Annotated in this window: 18 protein-coding genes and 1 pseudogene; 11 read left to right on the forward strand and 8 right to left on the reverse strand. The window is 33.8% G+C overall.

What is annotated here, in order from left to right; all coding sequences use genetic code 11:
* Positions 1–53: 53 nt before the first annotated feature.
* From NG806_RS00295 to pnuC, 5 genes are all read right to left on the reverse strand, one after another.
* Positions 54–2,558 (reverse strand): TonB-dependent receptor domain-containing protein, encoded by a 2,505-nt coding sequence (locus tag NG806_RS00295; protein ID WP_261511496.1) that lies wholly within the window; start codon positions 2,556–2,558, stop codon positions 54–56.
* Between the two features lie 168 nt (positions 2,559–2,726).
* Positions 2,727–3,752: an endolytic transglycosylase MltG gene (mltG, locus tag NG806_RS00300; RefSeq protein WP_261511497.1), complete on the reverse strand. Its 1,026-nt coding sequence runs from the start codon at positions 3,750–3,752 to the stop codon at positions 2,727–2,729.
* Positions 3,753–3,783: 31 nt separating this feature from the next.
* Entirely contained in the window at positions 3,784–4,551 is a 768-nt protein-coding gene (gene dapF, locus NG806_RS00305; RefSeq protein ID WP_214833370.1) for a diaminopimelate epimerase, read from the reverse strand.
* 91 nt (positions 4,552–4,642) lie between these two features.
* Positions 4,643–5,281, reverse strand: coding sequence for a hypothetical protein (locus NG806_RS00310; RefSeq protein ID WP_214833367.1), 639 nt, complete (start codon positions 5,279–5,281; stop codon positions 4,643–4,645).
* Positions 5,278–5,955 (reverse strand): nicotinamide riboside transporter PnuC, encoded by a 678-nt coding sequence (gene pnuC, locus NG806_RS00315; RefSeq protein WP_214833364.1) that lies wholly within the window; start codon positions 5,953–5,955, stop codon positions 5,278–5,280. The genes NG806_RS00310 and pnuC overlap by 4 nt, the downstream gene beginning before the upstream one ends.
* Positions 5,956–6,122: 167 nt before the next feature.
* Here pnuC and NG806_RS00320 point away from each other — a divergent pair, with 167 nt between their 5' ends.
* The 5 genes and pseudogenes from NG806_RS00320 to NG806_RS00340 all read left to right on the forward strand — a co-directional run bounded on the left by NG806_RS00320 (position 6,123) and on the right by NG806_RS00340 (position 12,375).
* A complete protein-coding gene (locus NG806_RS00320) occupies positions 6,123–7,652 on the forward strand; it encodes an APC family permease (protein ID WP_214833361.1) in 1,530 nt (509 codons plus the stop codon).
* A 55-nt stretch (positions 7,653–7,707) separates the two neighbouring features.
* Complete coding sequence (locus NG806_RS00325; RefSeq protein WP_261511498.1) at positions 7,708–8,718, forward strand: WD40/YVTN/BNR-like repeat-containing protein; 1,011 nt, start codon at positions 7,708–7,710, stop codon at positions 8,716–8,718.
* A 76-nt stretch (positions 8,719–8,794) separates the two neighbouring features.
* Positions 8,795–9,706: pseudogene (locus tag NG806_RS00330) on the forward strand (sialate O-acetylesterase).
* A gap of 95 nt (positions 9,707–9,801) precedes the next feature.
* Positions 9,802–11,160 (forward strand): oxygen-independent coproporphyrinogen III oxidase, encoded by a 1,359-nt coding sequence (gene hemN, locus NG806_RS00335; protein WP_261511499.1) that lies wholly within the window; start codon positions 9,802–9,804, stop codon positions 11,158–11,160.
* Between the two features lie 75 nt (positions 11,161–11,235).
* Positions 11,236–12,375, forward strand: coding sequence for a hypothetical protein (locus NG806_RS00340; RefSeq protein ID WP_261511500.1), 1,140 nt, complete (start codon positions 11,236–11,238; stop codon positions 12,373–12,375).
* 15 nt (positions 12,376–12,390) lie between these two features.
* On the opposite strand, the gene NG806_RS00345 is transcribed toward NG806_RS00340, so the two are convergent.
* Positions 12,391–13,758: a PQQ-dependent sugar dehydrogenase gene (locus NG806_RS00345; protein ID WP_261511501.1), complete on the reverse strand. Its 1,368-nt coding sequence runs from the start codon at positions 13,756–13,758 to the stop codon at positions 12,391–12,393.
* 216 nt (positions 13,759–13,974) lie between these two features.
* Between NG806_RS00345 and secD the strand changes: the two genes are divergently transcribed.
* Together secD and NG806_RS00355 are read left to right on the forward strand one after the other, a co-directional pair.
* Entirely contained in the window at positions 13,975–16,869 is a 2,895-nt protein-coding gene (gene secD, locus NG806_RS00350) for a protein translocase subunit SecD (RefSeq protein WP_261511502.1), read from the forward strand.
* Positions 16,870–17,121: 252 nt separating this feature from the next.
* Positions 17,122–18,348 (forward strand): TCR/Tet family MFS transporter, encoded by a 1,227-nt coding sequence (locus tag NG806_RS00355; protein ID WP_214833345.1) that lies wholly within the window; start codon positions 17,122–17,124, stop codon positions 18,346–18,348.
* Between the two features lie 81 nt (positions 18,349–18,429).
* On the opposite strand, the gene NG806_RS00360 is transcribed toward NG806_RS00355, so the two are convergent.
* Positions 18,430–19,368, reverse strand: coding sequence for a hypothetical protein (locus NG806_RS00360; protein ID WP_261511503.1), 939 nt, complete (start codon positions 19,366–19,368; stop codon positions 18,430–18,432).
* Positions 19,369–19,587: 219 nt separating this feature from the next.
* On the opposite strand from NG806_RS00360, the gene NG806_RS00365 reads away from it, so the two are divergent.
* From NG806_RS00365 to NG806_RS00375, 3 genes are read left to right on the forward strand one after another with little or no spacing between them, the layout of a single operon-like run.
* Complete coding sequence (locus tag NG806_RS00365; RefSeq protein ID WP_214833341.1) at positions 19,588–19,920, forward strand: Sec-independent protein translocase subunit TatA/TatB; 333 nt, start codon at positions 19,588–19,590, stop codon at positions 19,918–19,920.
* Positions 19,921–19,923: 3 nt separating this feature from the next.
* Positions 19,924–20,490, forward strand: a complete 567-nt coding sequence (locus NG806_RS00370; RefSeq protein ID WP_214833340.1) for a phosphatase PAP2 family protein — start codon at positions 19,924–19,926, stop codon at positions 20,488–20,490.
* A complete protein-coding gene (locus tag NG806_RS00375) occupies positions 20,487–21,305 on the forward strand; it encodes a tetratricopeptide repeat protein (protein WP_261511504.1) in 819 nt (272 codons plus the stop codon). Before NG806_RS00370 ends, NG806_RS00375 begins: the two co-directional genes overlap by 4 nt.
* Here NG806_RS00375 and NG806_RS00380 read toward each other — a convergent pair.
* Entirely contained in the window at positions 21,302–21,775 is a 474-nt protein-coding gene (locus NG806_RS00380) for a 23S rRNA (pseudouridine(1915)-N(3))-methyltransferase RlmH (protein WP_261511505.1), read from the reverse strand. The genes NG806_RS00375 and NG806_RS00380 overlap by 4 nt on opposite strands.
* Before the next feature lie 159 nt (positions 21,776–21,934).
* On the opposite strand from NG806_RS00380, the gene NG806_RS00385 reads away from it, so the two are divergent.
* On the forward strand, positions 21,935–22,960 hold the full coding sequence (locus NG806_RS00385; protein WP_214833333.1) for a DUF4421 family protein: 1,026 nt from the start codon (positions 21,935–21,937) through the stop codon (positions 22,958–22,960).

Consider the following 22,960-nt stretch of genomic DNA (forward strand, 5'->3'; position numbering starts at 1 on the left):
AAAAATATTTTCGGGATTTTTTTTATACTATTTTGTTTTTAAAACAAGTCGGTTTACATTGGGCCACCTTGATCGTCTCCGCCATTATCATTAGCGTTGATGTCCTTTTTCTTTTTAGGTTGTTCTACCTTCTCTCCCTGCTTAAATCTATAGGTTAATGATAGGGCAAACTGTCTTGGCTGCCATTGCATGTAAGAATCCCTTGTAAAATCAGTACCATAAGTAGTGGATCTCATCGCTCTTGTATTAAAGATATCCTGAATATTGAAACCAATGGTTCCGTTGCCGTTCCAAATTGTTTTAGAAGCTCCAAAGCTTATTGCATACATATCTTTTCTATCTTGGCTTTGTGTTTTCTGAGCTCCTCTGTAAAAACCTTGAAGCTGGAAATTAAATGTTTTATCTACTTTGAAAGTAGAAGTAAGTCTTGCTCTTGTAGAGAAACCACTTCCATCAAAAGACATTGGCTTGTCCATTGTTTTAGAATCAAAGTAAGTACCGGTTGTTTTATATCCAAATAAATCGACATTACCCATGAACTTCAGCCATTTTGTAGCATCCCAGTTAAAATTCAAATCTAAACCGTAACGATCATCATTGCCAAGATTAATTGGTTTTGTATGGAAGGTAGTAATGTCATTGGTATCAACGGTTTTAAATACTAACATTTTAACATCATCACTAGAATGTCTGTAGTATAGAGTTGGGTTAATTGTAAAATTCTTTTTTGAAATGCTATATCCAAATTCATATGAATCTACATACGAAGGATTTAGGTCAATATTTCCATCGAAAATATTTTGATTATCATTATAGCTTGGATTCGGAATCATAAAAAATGAACGTGGGCGGTCAATTCTTCTTGAGTAGTTCACCAAAAATTGATTGTCCTTTGCAATCTCATAACTTAAGAATACACTTGGAAAAAGGTTGTTGTAATTTTTAGTCGTTTTTTGAGCGCCACCAGCAAGATTTAAATAATCAATATCTACCTTAGAAATTTCATCTCTTAATCCCAATTGATATCCCAGTTTTCCAATCTTGCTTTTAAATTGAAGGTAAAATGCATTAAACATCTCCTTATAAACAGCATTATAGGAGTAATCTTCAAGATATGAAAACAGAGGATGTGTTGCTGTACTTTCCATAACCATATTATTATAGTTATTTCTGTTAACATCTATTCTATAACCCGCTTCTATTTTGGAGTTTTCTCCAATAGGCAACTCATAATCTGCTTTCCCTATAAAAGATTTGTTGAGTGTTTTTTGTGCCACTAAATCTTGTAATTGAAAGATTCCATTATTGGTGTCAGATATATCTGTATCATTGTTGGATCGGTTTCTCTGTAAGCTTGCTGATAAGGAAAGGTTTTGACCTTTGTCATCAAATTTATGATCTAATCCAAAATCTCCCTGAAAAGCAAGATTATTACCATTTGCAGTGTTTAATCTTTGTCTGAAACCCGTTGTATTATTACTAAAATAGTCATAATAAGTAACATTTCCATTGCTTTGGTTATCAAAAGTTCTTACTGTTCCAGAAGCATTTATAGAGGTCTTATCGTTGATGTCATACGTTACACCGGCAGAAGCATTATAATTATCATTCTTACTTTTTGTGATGGATTCGTTATCAATTTGTTGTGTTGTACCACTATTGAAGAATGAATTATTTCGATTTGTATTTTTGGATTCACGATATCCACCACCGCCATTTAGAAACCAATTGAATTTTCCTTTTCTCCAACTTAAATTGGTATTAAGATTGGTTTGTGGAAGATATCCCAAAGTCCCAACTACGCTACCATTAAAACCGGTTTTCTTACTTTTCTTTAAAATAATATTTAAAATACCTGCTGTACCACTAGCTTCAAATTTAGAAGAAGGATTGGTGATTACTTCAATTCTATCAATCTGATCGGCCGGGATACTTTGTAATGCGTTAGCACCATCGTCGATACCTAACAATGCTGAAGGCTTCCCATTAATTAAAAATTTTACATTTGAACTCCCTCTCATAGAAACAGTACCATCAGTTTCTACAGATACGGAAGGAACATTAGATAGTACATCTTGAAGGTTTCCTCCTTTACTTACAATATCTTGAGAAGGGTCGTAAGTTCTTTTGTCTAATTCTACTTTATATGGTTTAGCCTGGACCGTAATGGTTACTCCCTGGATATCCTGAGTTTTCAGGTTGGTTGCACTTTTTTCTGGTTCAATAGCTAAAGCTCCGATGTTTCCTGCAGCTGTAATTTGTTTGTTGATTACATTTTTTTTGTAATCAATAGCTTCAACAGTGATATCGTAATTCCCTGGAGTAAGATCAAGCTTATATTGGCCCTTCTCATCAGTAAGAGCGGCGTCACTGAATAATTTATTTTGTTTATTGCTAAATGTAACTGAAGCATAAGGGACAGGTTGATTATTTTTGTTGACAATAGTTCCTGAAATACCTACCTTTTCCTGGCCAAAAGCGAATGCTGCTGCCGAAAGTACAAAAGTAAGCCCCAAGGTTTTTTTTGTGAAAATGTTAAAAATTTCCGTCTGATTCATAAGGTATTTTTTGTGTAAAATCGTGAAAGGATAACTCCTAATATTGCGAAATTATTAATGAATTAAATTTCAGAATATTACGATTGATTTATTATTTATAATGAATATGTCGATTTTAAGAGCTAAATGTTAATTGTGAGATTGTTAAAATAAAGTTAAACTTTGGTTTTATTTTATATTTTTTGAATTTAGCCAGTTCTGATAAGCCTTTGCATTGATAGCATGCTCTGCTGCGCTTGCTGTAAATTTGTGATAACCAAATCTGGCAGGATCGGCACACATGAATATATAGTTGTTGTTTTCCGCACTAAGTACTGCATCCACCGAGTTTTTATCGACAACACATATTGGTCCTGGAGGGATGCCTGCATTCGCATATGTATTATAAGGCGATGGAGTAGAAAGATATTTATAGAAAACCCTTTTAATAGGATCTTTAAAATTCGTTTGTTTATTGATAGCATAAATCACTGTAGGATCAGATTGTAATTTCATTCCCTTTCTATATCGGTTTAAGTATAATCCTGCAATAGTTTTCATTTCATCTTTTTTTCCTCCGGATTCTTTATATACAATTGAAGCTAAGGCGTAGATCTGATCTCTTGTTAATCCAGATTGTTGTTCTTTACCTTTTCTTTCGCTCGTCCAAAAAGCATTATATTGATCTTCGAATCTTGTAAAAAAGTCTTTTGGGCTCACCGTCCAGAAAAAATTATAGGAATCAATAAAGAAATACTTTTTAAGATCTTCAGCATCTTTATATCCTTTTTCTGTCGCAATTGTATTAAGCTCTTTCACAAACGTCAATGAATCCAATTCGGTTTTTTTTGTAACCTTACCAATCATTTGGTACATATCTCCAAAATCTCCTATCCTGAATGTATTCTCCGTCTGATTTCCTGCTTTAATCATATTAATAATATTCGTATTGCCGGTTCCTTTTTGGATGTGATAACGCCCAGGTTTAAAACGTTGGGCAAGATCCTTATCTTTTGCCACGGTTTCAAATGATTCTTTATTCTGTATATATGGAGCAATAGAATCTAAGACCTGTTTAAAACTTGCCCCATGGGGAATTAAAACATAACCTTCCTTTTCTACGTTATTGCCGTAATATGTATTATAAAATCTTAACCCAAAAAATCCCGCAACTACTACAATAAGTAGGACGATAATGAGAATAGTTTTTTTCATTATTAAATAATTGATTAAAAGTTTTCTGTTTTTAAACTAGGTCAACCTTTCCTCTAAAAACTTGCTTTGCAGGCCCTTCCAGCCAAATGTTTTGGAAAGAATTTCCCTCTTTTTCAGCATAAACCTTTAGATTTCCACCCAAAGTTTTAACTTTTACAGAGATTAGATTGTTTTTTTGTAGAAAAGTTAAAGCCGATGCTGTAACTCCTGTTCCGCAGCTGAAAGTTTCATCCTCAACGCCTCGTTCATAGGTTCTTACGAAAATTTCATCATCAGTGATCTTTTCAACAAAATTCACATTGATTCCTTTTTCTTTATAATTTTTTGAATTCCTGATGCCGTTTCCTTCTGCAAAAACGTTGTAGGTAACAAGATCTTCAACATACTTTACATAATGTGGTGACCCCGTGTTCATTACTGTAGCTTCTCCATCATTGGAAATAGTATTCACATCGATCATTTTTAATTTGACAATTCCATTATGAATTTCAGCATCATGTTCTCCATCTATAGCGATAAATTTGCACTTGTTTTCAAAGATATCCAAGAAAAAAGCAAAGGCAACCAGGCATCTTCCCCCGTTTCCACACATGGTACTTTCTCCACCATCGGAATTATAATATACCATTTTGAAATCATACTTTTCATCATTCTCTAATAGAATAAGGCCATCTGCACCAATTCCAAAGCGTCTGTCACAAAGCTTTTCAATGATCTGCTTATCCTTTGGAAACTGTAAATCACGGTTATCTACCATTACAAAATCGTTTCCTGTACCCTGATATTTATAAAATTCCATACTTTCTTTCTCTAAAAATAAACATGCAAAATTACTATATTAAAATAAAAAACGAGCAGTGTTTGCTGCTCGTTTTTGTTATTTAGAATAATTATCTTCTGAATCCACTTCCACTGGATCTGTTGGAATTATCTTGTGGCTGAGGATTAGTTTGTGTATTAGTTGGTGTAGTGTTTCTAAATCCGCTGCCACTGTTTGTATTGGTGTTGCTGGAATTATTGTTTCTGAACCCACTGTTGTTATTTTGAGGGCGTTGTGTATTTTGCTGTGGAGCATTTCTGTAGCCACTTCCCTGGTTATTTTTATTGCTGTTTGAATTTGAGTTTCTAAAACCGCTATTGCTGTTATTATTATTGTATCTATTGTTATTATTGTAATTACTATTGCTGTAATTGCTATTATTAGTAGATGTATTTTGCAGACCATAATTAGGTCTTTGTGAAGTAACTGTTCTTCTTTCTACATATACTTTTCTTCTGTTATTATTATTTCCATAGTAATAATAAGGAGCACCGTTATCATAATAATAGTTTACATCATTTCTATAGTAATACCCGTCATTGCCGTAGTATCCACCACTTCCATAATACCCGGACGGAGCATAGTAATTTCCGTTGTTATAATATGGATCTCCATAACCACTATTAGCATATCCATCAGAATAGGCTAAACAAGATGTTAAACTAACGATAGTGAAAAAACTAAATGTTATTTTTAATAAATTTTTCATGACTTTATTTTACTTTTTTCTTTAAAACTTTTTTTCCAATTGACGTATCCTATGATCGCCATTATAGTAAATACCAAATATTGAACCGAAGTGATTCCTAGACCCTTAAAAATCATCATTGGCATGCAAATAAAATCTCCGATAATCCAGAAGATCCAGTTCTCAATGCGTTGTTTGGCCATAAACCACATTCCAACTAAAAATATAGATGTGGTTAAAACATCAAGCCAATTTGCCCAATCCAAATGATATAATCCCAAATTTGCCCCTTTCATAGAAAAATGATTATCTATATAAGGTTTATAATAATATATGATGGTAACTAATAACAAACTAACAATAAAAAGTATGCTGGCAAATATCCACTCTTTTTTTGTAGCCCATGAAACCTGTACATGAATGTTATCATCAGAATTTTTAGCCCATAGTATCCATCCGTATACACTCATTGCAGTATAATATACATTAATCATACAATCGCCCAGCAATCCGAAGTTGAAAAGTATATAAACATAAATTAAGGTAGAAATAATACCTGTTGGATATACCCAAATGTTTTTTTTGATCGAGAAATAAACGCTGAGAATACCAAAGAATGTGCCCATGGCTTCAAGCATAATTTGTAAAGCAGTATAGTATTCATACGGTTTTACAAAAAGATCATATAGATTCATGTGTTCAAAAATAAGGAAAAATTCATTATACTCGAAAAATGAGTTGAATGGTATGCTAATCAGTTTTTTATGTTCTTAAATATAAATTTAATAATGAAAGTTTATCAATAATTGTTAGTATTTGTAAATTTTTTATACTTTCGTAAATCTTAAATAAACAATAAAATATGTCTAAAATTTGGGTTAAAAAACCAATGAGCGCTTATGAAGCTGATATTAAAAAAAGCGAGCTGAAACGCGTTTTGGGAAAATGGAGCCTTACTGCTATTGGAATTGGAGCAATTATCGGAGGTGGGATTTTTGTACTTACAGGAACCGGAGCGTATTATAATGCAGGACCTGCATTAGCTCTTTCTTTTGTAATTGCGGGGATTGCGTGTGTGTTTGCTGCTCTATGTTATGCAGAATTTGCTTCCATACTCCCTGTAGAAGGTTCGGCTTATGCTTATGCTTACGGAACAGTAGGTGAGATCTTCGCCTGGATAATAGGGTGGGGACTAATTCTGGAATATGCGATGGGATCTATGACGGTCGCCGTATCCTGGTCAGGATATTTCGGAAAACTACTCAAAATGTTCGGATTGCATTTACCAGCTTGGCTTACCACGGATCCACAAACATATTGGGCTGCCGGAAATTCAGGCTTTTCAATGAATTTACCCGCATTTTTGATCGTATTATTTGTTATATCAATTTTAGTTAGAGGAACAAAAGGAGCTGCTAAGGCAAATAACTTTATTGTAATCCTTAAAGTTTCGGCTATTATTTTTGTAATTATTGCCGGAGTTTTCTTTATTAATACAGCAAACTGGACACCTTTTATTCCTGAAGCAACAACGATCACAGAAAATGGAGTTTCCCATTCTGCCTATGGTTTTGGTGGGGTCGTAGCCGGAGCTTCAGCTATTTTCTTTGCATATGTAGGATTCGATGCCGTTTCTACACAGGCAGGGGAGGCGATTAATCCTAAAAAGGATGTACCTTTTGCTATTATTACTTCATTAATAATTTGTACGCTTTTATATATATTGGTGTCATTGGTATTAACAGGAATGATGCATTATACAGATTTTAACCCTCTTGGGAAATATCCTGATGCAATTAAAGCTCCTGTAGCTTATGCTTTTGATATTGCAGGACAAGCTTGGGCTGGTTATATCATTACAATTGCAGCAACGATAGGTTTAATTTCCGTATTAATGGTAATGATCATGGGGCAATCAAGAATCTTTTTAGGAATGTCTAAAGATGGATTGATCCCTGCTACATTTTCAAAGGTAAATCCTAAAACAGGAGTTCCTACGAAAAATCTACTTATTTTGGGTGTTGTAATTTCTGTTATTGCTTCTTTAACACCTATTAATGATTTAGCACACATGACAAGTTTCGGAACTTTGTTCGCATTTACAATGGTTTGTGTTGCAGTTTGGGTATTAAGAGTTAAAGAACCAAATTTACAGAGAAACTTTAAAGTTCCTGCTTTACCTTTAATTGCTTGCTTAGGTATTTTAATTAATGTGTATTTGATTTTCAATTTAAGTAGAGAAGCTAAAATGTATTCTTTTGCCTGGTTGATTATTGGTTTCATTATTTATTTCTTGTACAGTAAAAGAAATTCTAAGCTCCAAAATGGAGGTTATGGTGAAACTTTTAAAGCTGAACAGGAGCCTTTGGAAAAACCAAATACAGATTTATAAAAAATAAAAGTTAAAAAATCCACAGGAAGCTGTGGATTTTTTATTTTTGTCTACTATGAAAAAGATTTTACCATTTTTACTTTTCTTTTTAGGAATATTTTCATTCTCTCAGGAAGTTAGCTTTGAGACTGTTTTTAATGACAAAATTAGCATTAGAGCCATTGAAATATGGGACAATAAAGTCTGGTTTAGTGGAACAGATTCTAAATTTGGTTTTGTAGATCTAAAGAATCCTCAAGATCAAAAACAAATTAAATTGTCTGAAGGAAGATTGCAGTTCCGTACACTGGGACAAAATAAAAATCATTTTTATGCCATCAATATCGAAAGTCCGGCTCTCTTTTTTGAAATTGATAAAAAAGACCTGAAATCGAAAACGGTATTTAAAGACACGGTGAAAACAGCATTTTATGATGCTCTGCATTTTGTTAATGATAACTTAGCCTACAGCTTCAGTGATTCTGATGCTAATGATAACTTAAAATTAGCAATTCTAAAAAATGGAGAATGGAGCTCATTTAAAAATGATGTCATTTTAAATAAAGGAGAAGCGGCCTTTGCTGCCAGTAATACTAATATCGCTTCTAATAAAAAATATCTATGGATTGCTACAGGAGGAAAGGCTTCCAGGATTATCAGATTAAATTTTAAGACAGAAAAATTTGAAATTTTTAATACTCCTTTTATTCAGGGAGAATCTTCACAAGGAATGTATTCTATAGACTTTTATGATGATCAGTTTGGAATTGCAGTAGGTGGAGATTATACCAAGCAGGCTGATAACATCAATAATATTGCTACTACAGGTGACGGTGGGAAAACATGGCAGATTCAAGCTTCCGGAGCTAATGCAGGTTATACAACATGTGTCAAAATAAGACCAGGTTCAAAAGGGAAAGAAATAATAGCAGTAGGTGATCAACATATCAGTTATTCTTCGGATTTTGGAAAAACTTGGAAGAAAATTTCTGATGAAAAAAATCTATATGTCTGTGAATGGATCGATTCTAATTCTATAGTTTTTGCTGGAAAAGACAGGATTGCGGTACTGAAATTAAAATTTTAAATTTTTAGTATAGACTATATCTCTGTTAATACTACCATTTATCTTATTCTTCACTCTACCTTTGAATAAAATTTGCATGAGAAACCTTAAAATATTTGTTCTTCTCATTTTTCCAGCTTTATTATTCAGTCAAAAGATAAGAGTTTTTATTTTAGCAGGTCAATCCAATATGAATGGATTTGGCTATAATAAAGATCTTCCTGATGATTTAAAAAGTTTTAAAGAGGTATACATTTTTCAGGGAAACTCAGTGCCGGACGGAGATTTGAATGGTGGAACAGGAAAATGGGAAGTTTTAAAGCCAGGAAATGGAACAGGATTTAAGACAGATGGAAGAATAAATATACTTTCAGATAGATTTGGTTTAGAACTTTCTCTGGCAAAAAGGCTAAAAGAGCTTTTTCCGAATGATAAAATTGCTTTAATAAAGTATGCAAGAGAGGGAACATCCATTGATAGTCTTGCTAAAGGAGATTTTGGATGTTGGGATTCTGATTTTCATGGGAAGAACGGAATTAATCAGTATGATAATTTTCTGAAAACAGTTAAAAATGCTTTTTAGGAAACTGATATTGATGGAAATGGTAAGAAAGATGAAATTTTTCCTTCAGGTATTCTATGGATGCAGGGAGAAGGAGATGCAGGTTATAGTGAGGAAATAGCTGATCATTATTATGATCATTTAAAAATATTAATGAATCAAATAAGAGCCACATTACGGACCGACGATCTACCCGTTGTCATTGGAAAAATTTCTGATTCAGGAAAAGATAAAACAGGAAAAGTATGGCCTACAGGCGAATTGGTACAATATGCCCAGGAGAAGTTTGTGAAAAATAATAAGAACTCAGCGATTGTGCGGTCTACTGGAAAATATAATTATGGAAATGATCCATGGCATTACGATAGTGCAGGATATATTGATCTGGGGAAAAGCTTTGCTGAAGAGGTATTTAGACTCATTATAAATTTCGAAAATAAACCCTAATATAATTCATGATTTATAATTCATAAGTTATAGCTAATTTTGCAGAATGAAATTCTTTTGTATTTCATTCGATTTATAAAATTTAAAATTTTTAAATGAATTCTTTAATTGATAAATATAATATTCCGGGACCACGTTATACCTCTTATCCTACTGTTCCATATTGGGATGAGAGTACATTTTCTCCTGAGAAATGGAAAGAAAGTGTGGTAAGATCTTTTCATGAGAGTAACTCTGGTGAAGGAATTTCTATTTATATTCATTTGCCATTTTGTGAAGCCTTATGTACTTTTTGTGCTTGCCATAAACGTATTACAAAACAACATAGCGTTGAAACACCTTATCTTGAAAGTGTTTTAAAAGAATGGAAGCTTTATCTTGAGCTTTTTGAAGAAAAACCGAAATTAAAAGAACTTCATTTAGGTGGTGGAACGCCAACTTTTTTCTCTCCTAAAAATTTAAAAACATTATTAGAAGGGATTTTTGATACTGTTGAGATCGCGGAACATCCTGAATTTTCTTTTGAAGGACATCCCAATAACACAACAAGAGAGCATCTTCAGACTTTGTATGATTTAGGTTTTAGAAGAGTAAGTTTTGGAGTGCAGGATTACGATCCAAAAGTTCAGAAAGCCATCAACAGAATTCAACCTTTCGAAAAAGTAAAAGAGGTAACTGAGCTGGCTAGAGAAATTGGTTACGGAGGAATAAGTCATGATCTTGTTTTTGGACTTCCACACCAGCACTGGGATGCGATGGAGCATACGATTCGTAAAACATTAGAACTAAAACCTGACAGATTAGCTTTTTATTCATATGCTCATGTTCCATGGATCAAAGGGGTAGGGCAGAGAGGTTTTGATGAAAATGACCTACCAAGTGGAGAGGAAAAAAGACGTCTATATGAGGATGGTAAGAGCCTTTTGGAGGAATTAGGTTATATTGAGGTTGGGATGGATCATTTCGCTTTAGAACATGATGATCTGTATCAGTCTTTGATTCAGAAGAAGCTGCATAGGAATTTTATGGGGTATACTTCAAGCAAAACGCAATTAATGGTTGGGCTCGGTATGTCATCAATTTCAGATTCATGGTATGCATTTGCTCAGAATGTAAAAACAGTTGAAGAGTATCAGAAAATAGTTGAAGAAGGAGAAATTCCTGTAGTAAAAGGACATATTTTAAATCATGAAGATTTAATAGTAAGAAGGCATATTTTAAATTTAATGTGTCAGCTTGAAACAACATGGGATATTCAGAATTCTTTTCCTGAATTGGAAAATGCTTTGGAAATGCTGAAGGAAATGGAAAGAGATGATCTGGTTGAAATTCATGATAATCAAATAAAAATTACAGAAAAAGGAAGGGCTTTTACAAGAAATGTAGCGATGGTCTTTGATCTTAGGATGATGCGGAATAAACCTGAAACCAGGATTTTTTCTATGACAATCTAAAAAATGAGGAGGAAGCTTCTTTTTGTAATCATTTATTTATATGCACTTGTATTTAGTGTTTTAAAAACGATTAGATTGCCAAATAATTGGTCCGAAGCACATTGGGTGATGGATTATAAATTTGGTTTTATTAAAAGAGGGCTTGCAGGAGAGCTTTTTAGTTTCTTTTTAGAAAAAACTGAACAAAATATACTATTCATCTCTGTTTTTATATTGATAATTCTGTATGCGTCACTATTATTTATTGCATACAGAGAGACTGTTAGAAGTAAAGAGGGTATTGAGACTGTATTGTTTTATGTAATTTTCTTTTTGTCTCAATATATCATATTTACAGCACATCTTATCGGGTACCTTGATCATTTAATCTTTTTGCTGACAATACTTGTTATCTGGCTTCTCAAATCGAGAAAAGTTTTACTCCCATCAGTACTTGTTTCAATAAGTATCCTGATACATGAAATTTCATTTTTCTTAATGGTTCCTATCTGTTGTTTCGCATTGATTATTAGTGAGATTGATGAGAATGGATTTTCAATAAAAGATATTCTGGCCCGGGGAATGGTAAAGAAAATTTTAATATTTTTAATATTACCTTTAATCACCACGTTTGGGGTGTCTATATATCAGGAAATTCTTGGAACAACTGATCATAGTCAAATATTTAATTATTTGGAGCACTTTCAGTTTATGGATAGAAAAGCTGCTGATTCGGTTGCATCTGCTTATACTGTAAAGTTCACAGAGTATTTCAGTGAAGAAAGTCCACACTTTTTTCAGAGAATATTTGTTTCAAAGGGTTCAATTTTCTTTGGTATTCCCATTCTTTTTATGATGTACCTTGTTTACAGGCGATTCAAAAGAATAAATATCTACCTCCTGTTATTATTGGCCGTCATTGTTCTGTTTCCTTTATGTCTTCATGCTATCGCCTGGGATACCTATAGAATATGGTCTTTTCCTTTTATGATTTTGTTTTTAGGTTTTTGGATATTAAATTCTAAAATAACTTCAAGATCTGATGCCAGTGAAAAAATGTTTTTAATAGAAATAATTTTTGCCGTTATTTCAGTTCTTTTCGTATCATTAGTTCCAAATAACCTGCTTGACAATGAGGTTGAAAGATTTTCATTGTTAGAAAGACTTGTTATTCTTTTACCACTACTGATTATATGGTTTTATTATTATAAAAAAGCCCCAATAAAAATATATTGAGGCTCTCATTTACTTTTATTGAATGATCAGCTTTTGACTATAAGCTTTTAATTCTCCTGATTTAAGGTTGATATAGTATACTCCTGCTGGAATACCTGAAATATCAATACTGTTATCTTTATTAATTTTTATTTGATCTAGAACCTTTCTTCCTTCTGAACTTATAATTTCTACAAATACTTTTGTGTCTTTTAATCCTTCAATAAATACTCTTTTAGAAGCTGGATTTGGATACACTTTAATCTCACTTATATTATTGTTTTCCTGTGTAGAAAGAGTTGTGCTGGTAATTTTATAAATTTTCCCACTGTTAACAGCAGCCACATATAATCCCTTCTGGCTATCTTGTCCGAAACTTGCGAATCCACTACCAGAATATGGAGTTGTCCAAGTAATAGAGTTATCTGAACTTAGTATACCAATCTGATCAGAACAGTAATCCGCAAAAAAATATTTGCCTACCAAAGTAGGATAAAGGCTTCCTCTGTAAACATAGCCTCCGGTTATGGAACATTTTCCGCCAGAATGATCATAAACTGCGATAGGGAATGTCATTGTGGAAGCACTTGCACAACCGTTGGCGTTATAGGCTGTATTTCCTTCGTAGCATCTCCATCCGTAATTGATCCCTGCCTGAGAAATAGGATTTCTGTTGATTTCTTCGATCTGACCTTGGCCGACATCAGCGATCATGGCATTTCCTGTTGTAAGATCAAAAGAAAATTTCCACGCATTTCGAAGACCGTAAGACCATATTTCGTCTGCTCCATCAACACCTACAAAAGGATTGCCTGCTGGAATATTATAAGCATTGGTGGAATTTACATCAATACGCAGCATTTTTCCAAGAAGAGAGTTTTTATTTTGTGCATTGTTATTGGGATCCCCTGCGCTACCGCCATCTCCGGTTACAATCCATAAATTTCCGTCAGGAGCAAAATGAATGCTTCCGCCATTATGATTAGAAAAGGGCTTTGGAATACTTAATAATATTTTCTCTGAATTGGGATCAGCAACATTAGGATCCGTGCTGCTTACAGTATATCGTGCTACAGTAATGTTACCTGTTGTAATATTGTTATAGTACACAAAGAAATACCCATTTGTAGAGTATTGAGGATGGAAAGCTAATCCTAAAAGTCCTCTTTCTCCACCATAAAGAACCTTAGTACTTATGTTTAAAAAATTAATCGTATTGATAGATCCTGTAGGCTGGATAATTTTTATGATCCCATTCTGTTGTACGACAAATAACCGGGTGTCATTGGCATTTGTGATTTCGACAGGACTGGTAAGTCCCGTTGCAAATTCTTCCAGATTAATAGATTGTGAATTAAGGAATAAGGAAGAAAAAATAGTTACAGTAAAAAGTAAATTTTTCATAATATTTTGATATTTAGTGTCTTGTGAAGTTAATGAAAAACAGCTATTAATCAAAATTTGAAAATTTAATAATTTATTGCCGCAAAATTGATGAATCTTAAATAGAAGTCGCGTTGTCGATATATCTGAAAATAAACCATTTCTGTTGTTGAAAGTTCATAAAATATAAAGAAAATCATTATATTTGCCGACTTAATTTAACGTAGTTATAACAAAATGCAAGGAAAAGGACTTATTACAATTGTTGCTATTGTACTGGGGTTGATTTGCTTAAATGAGCTTATACCAACCTGGTACGCCAGCAAAATTGAATCGCAGATTGAAGCTGCGAACGGAAACGAGAAAGAGATCAAGCGATTAAAAGAAGATACTCTAAATCTTGGTTATACAAAGCTTTACTATTCTAAAGCAAAAGACAAAGAAATGAAACTTGGTCTTGACTTGAAAGGAGGGATCAACGTTCTTCTGGAGATCAACCAAAGAGATTTAGTGAATGATTTAACAAATTATTCTTCTAATCCTGTTCTTATCGAAGCTTTAAACAAAACTGACGAAGTTCAGAAGAATTCTACAAAGGCTTATGTTGACAACTTCTTCGATCAATTTGAAGCATTAAACAAAGCAAAAGGGACGAATCTTAAACTTGCAGATCCGGAATTATTCGGAAACACTAATCTTACTGAGATTAAGTACAATACTACTGATGAGCAGGTAAAAAGTATTATCAAAAGAAGAATTGATGCTTCTGTAGGTACTGCTTTTGAGGTAATCAGAACGAGAATTGACAAAATGGGGGCTGTGCAGCCAAATGTTCAGAGAGTACCTGGAACAGCAAGAATTTCTGTTGAAATGCCAGGTATGAAGGATATCGACAAGGTAAAGAAAATGCTTCAGACTTCAGCAAAACTTCAGTTCTGGGAAGTTCAGCAGGTTCCTGAAATCGGACCTTATTTCCAGACTTTAACTACGATGATACCTATTAAAGGGGATTCTATGGGAGTTGCGAAGAATGTAAATTTCATGAATCTTTTACATTTAGATAAGCTAAGAACAAATGGTGTTGCTAGCATAAAGTTATCTGATACTGCTGTAGTTAACAATATTTTAAATAGCAAAGTAGGACAGTCTTTACGTCCTTCTAATATTAAATATACCCAATTCATGTGGGGTTACAAACCTGAAGCTACTGATCCTGAAAGTTTAGTATTATATGCGATCAGAGGTAACATCAACCAAAAAGCACCAGTAGACGGTGCTGTTGAAACAGCTAGCATCAGCTATGATGAGCTGGGAAGAGTAGTGGTTGATATGCAGATGGATTCTAAAGGAGCTAAAGAATGGAAAACATTAACAGAGAAGAACGTTAACAAACCAGTTGCCGTAACTCTTGATAACAGAGTGTATACTGCACCAAATGTAGTAAACGCTATTCCTAACGGTAGAACTCAAATCTCTGGTAACTTCTCTCAGGATGAGGCTAAAGAATTGGTTGACGTTCTAGGAGCAGGTAAATTACCGGCTGGAGCTAAAGTAGTTCAGGCTACACAGGTAGGACCTTCATTAGGACAAGAATCTATTGATGCAGGGATGATCTCTTTTGCTATCGCATTTTTAGTGATTATCGTTTATATCATTTTCTATTATGGTGGTGCAGGGGTGTACGCTGTAATTGCTATGATCATCAACTTATTCTACATTTTCGGAATTATGGATTCCGTTGATGCTACCCTTACACTTCCTGGTATTGCTGGTATTGTTCTTACAATGGCCATGGCCGTGGATACGAACGTAATTATCTATGAAAGGACCAAGGAAGAATTATTTGCCGGCAAAAATATTTTAGAAGCATATAAAGATGGTTTCAAGCACGCTTTAAGCGCTATTGTTGATGGTCACTTAACGACGTTATTAACAGCGGGAGTACTTTTCCTTTTCGGAACAGGACCTATTAAAGGATTTGCTTTAACGCTGGGTATTGGTATACTAATGACTTTCTTTACTTCGGTATTGATTTCAAGAACGATGATCTTTGCTAGATTGAATAAAGGAAAACAACTTTCTGTTTGGACTCCTCCTACGAAGAACTTATTCAGAAATACCTGGATCGACTTTATTGGAAAAAGAAAATATGCTTATATTATCTCTTTAGTATTAACAGTAATCAGTATCGGATCTATTTTTATCCACGGATTTAAATATGGAATTGACTTTACCGGTGGTAGAAACTACGTTGTAAGATTTGATAAGGATGTAAATGCAGAAGATATTGAACAGAATTTAGTAAAAATATTCAAAACTGAAGATGGTAAAAATTCATCTGTTGAAGCTAAAACTTTTGGAAATGCCAATCAATTAAAGATTTCTACGGATTATCTTATTGACGATGAATCTCTGAAAGCTGACCAAACTGTTGAACAGAAGCTATATGAAGGTTTAAAAACAAGTCTGCCAGCTAATATTTCATTGCATGATTTCAAATCTGCAGATAAAGAACATGCGGGAATTATCTCTTCTGAGAAAGTAGGACCTACTGTTGCTGATGATATCAAAACTCACGGTATTCTTGCAGTTGTAGCTGCTTTAGGAGGTATCTTCCTTTATATCTTGGTGAGATTTAGAAAATGGCAATTCTCTCTTGGTGCTGTTGCGGCGTTATTCCATGATGCAGTTATTATTTTAGGAACCTATTCGTTGCTTCACAAATACATGCCTTTCAACATGGAGATCAACCAGGATTTCATTGCTGCGATCTTAACAGTACTTGGATACTCTATCAATGATACCGTTATTATCTTTGACAGAATTAGAGAGTATTTAAGAGAGAAGAAATCTTTAACATTGGCAGGATTATTTGATGATTCAATTTCTAGTACGCTAGGTAGAACATTCAACACTTCATTTACAACAATCCTTGTTATTTTGGCGATCTTTATTTTCGGTGGAGATAACCTTAGAGGATTTATGTTTGCGATGTTAATTGGTATTGGTTTCGGTACATATTCATCCATATTCATTGCTTCGGCTATTGCATATGATTTCCTGAAATCAGGAAAAGAAGAAGAGGTACACGGAAAAACTACTTCGAGCAAAGAAGTACTTGCTTCAAAATAATTATACTACAATAAATAAAAAAGAGCCTTTCAAGCGAAAGGCTCTTTTTTATTTATAAGCTTCGGGTTTCAAGTTCAATGGTAGGAAAATAAATGAAAATAGTGTTTCTGGGAAGAAGAAGTAGTTGATACAATATTCCGAAAAACTTGAAACCCGGAATCCGGAACTGAATAGTAGACAATTCACTATCCATATTAATTATTCATAATTTAGAATCATTAGTTCTCTATATTTCGTTATTTTTGCAGAATTATGGAAAATTCAAGGAAAAAAGCTGCCATGAGCTTTATTTTTATAACACTATTAATTGATATCACTGGATGGGGTATCATTATCCCTGTTGTTCCTAAATTAATTGAAGAACTTATTCATGCAGATATTAGTGAGGCAGCGAAATATGGTGGGTGGCTTGGTTTTGCTTATGCATTCACCCAGTTCATATTTTCACCAGTTGTTGGAAACCTCAGTGATAAATATGGACGAAGACCTATTATTCTGATTTCACTTTTTGGATTTTCAATAGATTACATTTTCCTCGCATTAGCTCCAAGTATATGGTGGCTTTTTTTAGGAAGAATTATTGCCGGAGTTACAGGAGCCAGTATTACCACTGCCAGTGCCTATATTGCTGATATTTCTACAGATAGCGACAGAGCTAAAAACTTTGGATTGATAGGAGCTGCTTTTGGCCTGGGATTCATTATAGGTCCGGTTTTAGGTGGAGTCTTAGGTCATTATGGTGCAAGAGTCCCATTCTATGCTGCGGCTGGTTTATGTTTATTAAACTTTCTTTATGGATATTTTATTTTACCTGAAAGTTTGGATAAAGACAAGCGTCGTGAATTTAGTTGGAAACGTGCTAACCCTGTAGGATCATTTAAATTTTTGGGAAAGCATCCAGAAATTTCAGGATTAATAGTGGCACTTATTTTAATCTATATTGCCGGTCATGCTGTGCAGAGTAACTGGAGTTTTTATACGATGTATAAGTTTAACTGGACAGAAAGAATGGTAGGGTTGTCCCTTGGTGCCGTAGGTCTTTTAGTAGGACTAGTACAAGGTGGTCTGATACGTTGGACAACACCGAGGTTGGGTGAGCAGAAGAGTATTTATTATGGACTGGCTTTATATGCAATTGGGATGTTGCTGTTTGCTTTTGCTACAGAAGGATGGATGATGTTTGCTTTTCTGATTCCTTATTGTTTAGGTGGAATTTGTGGGCCTGCACTTCAATCGGTCATTACAAAAAGTGTTCCTTCCAATGAACAGGGTGAACTTCAGGGAGCATTGACGAGTTTAATGAGCGCAACAGCGATTATTGGACCTCCTATGATGACGAATTTATTCTACTATTTTACACACGATGAAGCGCCATTTAAATTTTCAGGAGCTCCTTTCTTCTTGGCTTTTATCTTAATGGCAGTGAGTGTTGTTATTACATATTATGGATCTCAAAAAAGTAAAGACATAAAAAAATAATACATTTTGAAATATAAAAAAGCGGGGAATCAAATGTGATTCCCCGCTTTCAGTTGAATATAATATAGTTAAAATAATGTATTATGGATAAAGTGATTTAGTACCATTACTTACAATATTGCTTCCCAATCCTGAGAATGATACTGAAAAGTTGCTTGAATTAAAGCTTAAAGAACCTGTCGGAGTACACAGACCAAGTGCATATCTGCATTGTCCGTAAGCACCTGTCCTCTTAATTACTTTACTTTCACTTTTGGCTTTCCCTAAGCTGATATTACCCCAATCGCTCACATCAGTGTTTGAAACCGTAGAACCGTTATAATAAATGGTTATTTTATATCCGGCTTCACCTCTCTTTGATCCCCACAACCATTTTGCAGTCCACCATTCTTTAAACCATTTAGAAACGACCTTGGCCTGAGTATCAGTAGAAGTCTCAACATTACTGCCTCTATCCATCATTACCAATCCACCAAGAACATTATCCCAGATAATTCCATCTTTATTATAAAAACATAACGAGGTAAACTGTTCTCCTTTATGATTCCATGTGATTTCAAGAACATCAGTGTTCATTTTTACTTCTTGTGCAATGACATCGGTAAGCCCTTTTTGAGCTGCAGATAATTCTTCACCAGAATTAAAACTTCCTATTTTTCCCACTTTTACTGAGTTAGGATCAGTGATGTTGCCAAATGCAACATAGGTGTCTTTACTCGAAATTAAATTCTGGGAAATTGCAATGCCTCTTTCAGTAGAAAGTGTCCCCAGAACATTAATACCTGTAATTTGAAGATCATTTTTCAAATATTGCTCAAGATTCTTTTTAGATTCTTCCAATTGTATTTGAACATTGTTGGAAAGTGTTTGGGCAGGGCTCAGTTCCTTTTTTAAATCAGAAATGGATTCCTTTTTTGTCGCATTGTCCTGAAGTACCTCAGTGCTTTCATTTTGACAGCTGGTTAAAGATAATACCATTGCCAGCGCAAAAAGTTTAAAAGTAGTTACTAATTTTTTCATAGTTTAATATTTGTAGTTGTGTGGAATAAATCTAATAAAAAAAACCATATAATTCTTTATATAGAGAATTAATTATTAATTAATTTTAAATGTATTTAATGTTAAACTATTGTTATCCTCAAATAAAATATTATAAAGCCCTGAAATAAATATTCTTAAAATTTGTTTAAAATTTTGGATTCTACATTATATATGTATAATCTTTTGTAATTTTACACCATGGAATTAAGCATTGGAGAAATGGCATTGATTGCAGTTGCAATCGTTGTATTATTCGGACCGGATAAACTTCCTCAAATAGCGCGTGACTTAGGAGCAGGCGTAAGAAAGATGCGTGGGGCGGTGGAAGACATTAAAACTGAGATCATGAAAGAAACAGATAACCCTGTTTCTGAAATCAAGCGTGAGATCGAAAAAGTAAAAGATGCTGCAAAAGATTTCAATCCGATGAAGAATATCGAAAAAGATATTCTTACGGAACCTTCTTCTTCTGAACCTGAAAAGCCAAAGCCTTCTGAAGATGAAACTTATGAAGGACCTGTAAGCAGATAATCGATGGAAGAAATTATTCAAGAGGATAAGAAGGTCTTTTTGTTTCTCAATAATTTGGGCGACTCTTCTTTTGATCAGTTTTGGATGCTGATTTCCAGTACCTGGATATGGGTTCCGCTTTATATTATATTTCTTTATTTTCTATATAAAAACTACAAACTAAAATCTTTAGTTTATATTCTTTTATTTGTACTGATAGGAACTACGGTTTCTGATCAGGTTGCAAGTATATTCAAACACGGAGTAGAGCGATTAAGGCCATGCCATGATCCTAGCTTGGAGCATTACATGAGGATTGTAAAATGTGGTGGACAGTTTGGATTCTATTCTGCCCATGCTTCAAATACTTTCTTTTTGGCAACTTATTTAAGTGTTTTATTAAAAAAGAAACTCAATTGGTTTCCTTATGCTATATTTGTATGGGCTGCAGTAGTTTCTTACAGCCGTATATATTTAGGAGTGCATTTTCCGATAGATATTTTGGTGGGGGCGTTTGTTGGACTTTTATTGGGAGTGATATTTGGTGCACTCGCAAAAAAAGTGATCAATAAACAAACTATAACCACATGAAAAAATTTTTATTCCTTCTAACATTAGCGATAACATCTGCTAATCTTTATTCCCAGGACTCAAAAACAGCTGAAGAATGCTTTAAAAAAGCGGATTATAAATGTGCTGAAGAGCAATATTCTAAACTGGCTGAAAAAGAACAGATTCAGAAATATCGATCTGAGTACTATAACAATTTAGGGACGGCACAAAGAAGACTAGGTAAAACGCCTCAAGCCTTTAAATCCTACGAATCTGCCTTAAGAGCAAATCCACTGTCTGCATCAGTATATGCTAATTTAGCTTCATTAAACAGCCAGAAAGGAACCAAAGAAAAAGCTTTGGACTATATTGACAAAGGATTGCAGATTGATCCTGAAAATGTAGATATGTACCTAACGAGATCTAAAATTTATGATAGCCAAGGAAAAAAAGACTTAGCTATTAAAGATTTAAATCAGATCCTTGCCTTCGCACCAGAGAATATCTTTGCAAGAACAGGTTTAGCCAATCTGAAAAAGAATAATGGTGATCTTGAGGGTGCCTTGAAAGATTATAATCAGCTTATCTCTGAAAAACCTGAGTCGTTACTTTACAATGGGCGTGCAGATCTGTATTTAAAAATGAAAAAATCAAAAGAAGCTTTGGCAGATATTAATAAAGCCATTTCTATTGATCCTAAATTTGCTCAGTCATACGTAACAAAAGCTTTAATCCTATTCGATACTCAAAAACCTAAGGAAGCATGCACTAATCTGGAGAAAGCTGTAGCTGTGGGTTATGAAAAGGCTCTTCTAGCTCCACATTTTGCTAAATGTGTTATAAAACAGAATTAATCATTGTGATAAGGTTTTCCCTGTAAGATCTGATCAGCACGATACAGCTGTTCCACAATAAATAAACGGATCATCTGATGGGTAAATGTCATTTTAGATAATGACATTTTTTCATTGGCTCTATTATATATTTCTTCTGAAAAACCATAGGCACCCCCAATCAGAATATTAATTTTCTTGACTGATGAATTCATCCATACATCTATTTTTTGAGCAAACTCTCTACTTGTAAATTGTTTTCCTTTCTCATCTAAAATTACGACCAGATCATTTTTATCGATTTGATTCATAAAAAGTTTGGCTTCTTCTTTTTTTAAAAGATCCGAAGAAAGGTTTTTTGCATTTTTAATATCAGGGATTTCTACTATTTCAAAATTCCAATGCTTAGGAAGGCGGGTGAGATAATAGCAGATCAAAGAAGTAATTTCTTTATCATCTGTTTTTCCAATACAGAGTAAGTTGATTCGCATGGGATGTAATCAATTTTAATGAGGGCAAAGATATTCATAATTTAAGGAATTATTTCTTATTTTTTTAATGCTTTTTGTTCATTATGATCCAAAAGCAACGTACCTAAATGTATTCTAAGTTTAAAAAAAACTGTATTTTTACGTAACCAACAGCACGTGATGACATTGAGATTAATCTCCTGTATATTTTTATATTTCCCCTTAACTTCTTTTAGCCAGGAGGTTACAGGTGATGATGAAAAAAAAATTGATGAGGATAAAAATAAAATTTCAATAGTCGCAGGGGTAAGTTATGTTAATAATTCTTTTGGGGTTCGTTTTCAAAAGGAAACCTTCAGGCTGAAGCCTAACGATTCTTTTTATACCGAATTTTTTGTAAGATACAGATGGCTGGATACGAGTATTTCTTTTACACCTAAATTAATTAAAATAAATAATGACGATGATATTAAGGGGAAGACCAAATATTTTAGTGTTGGTTTTGCCTTTTTCCTGACCCCAAAGCTTAGACAAATGGTAGGATATAACCAGATCAAAGGATTATATTTTGAGGATACAAAAAGATATATGACCATGCTAATGGAGGGGCTGAATTTAAATATAAGTGACGCATATTTTCAATTTCCCGATGCAAAATACCGCTCTTTTAAAGGAGAAACAAGTTACCTATGGCTTGGAAATAAGGAAAACTACAGAAGTTATACAAATATGACGTATCAGCCTTTGAAAAATGATTTTGTTATTATTACAGGCTTGTTTTATCAGTATAATATATTGAGTGATTCGGATAGAGCGATATATCTGGGGGAAGTTTTAGATGGTGGAGAGGGAAGTTCTGCTACTAAAGACCTTAGGTTAGCATTAAGGACGGGAGCAGGTATCCAAAGGGTAATTAATAATAACTGGTACGCTGTGGTTGAATTTTATCCTCAACTTTATTATTCAAAATTACTCGATGAAGCTTTTCATGAATTCAATATAGGAGTCAATTCTAATGTCAGAGTTGGCTATGATAATGGAAAATGGTTTATAGGAGCAGGTACCCAGTTAAACTGGGTAAATAGTTCAAATGAGAATTTCTATTCTTCTACCCAGTGGCAGTTTAGGGCTGGAATAGGATTAAGGTTTAATTCTCCAAAATTTGTCAATAGAAATTTTGATAAAATAGATAATATTCTAAAATAA

The sequence above is a fragment of the Chryseobacterium paludis genome, from assembly GCF_025403485.1.
Lineage (GTDB): Bacteria > Bacteroidota > Bacteroidia > Flavobacteriales > Weeksellaceae > Chryseobacterium > Chryseobacterium paludis.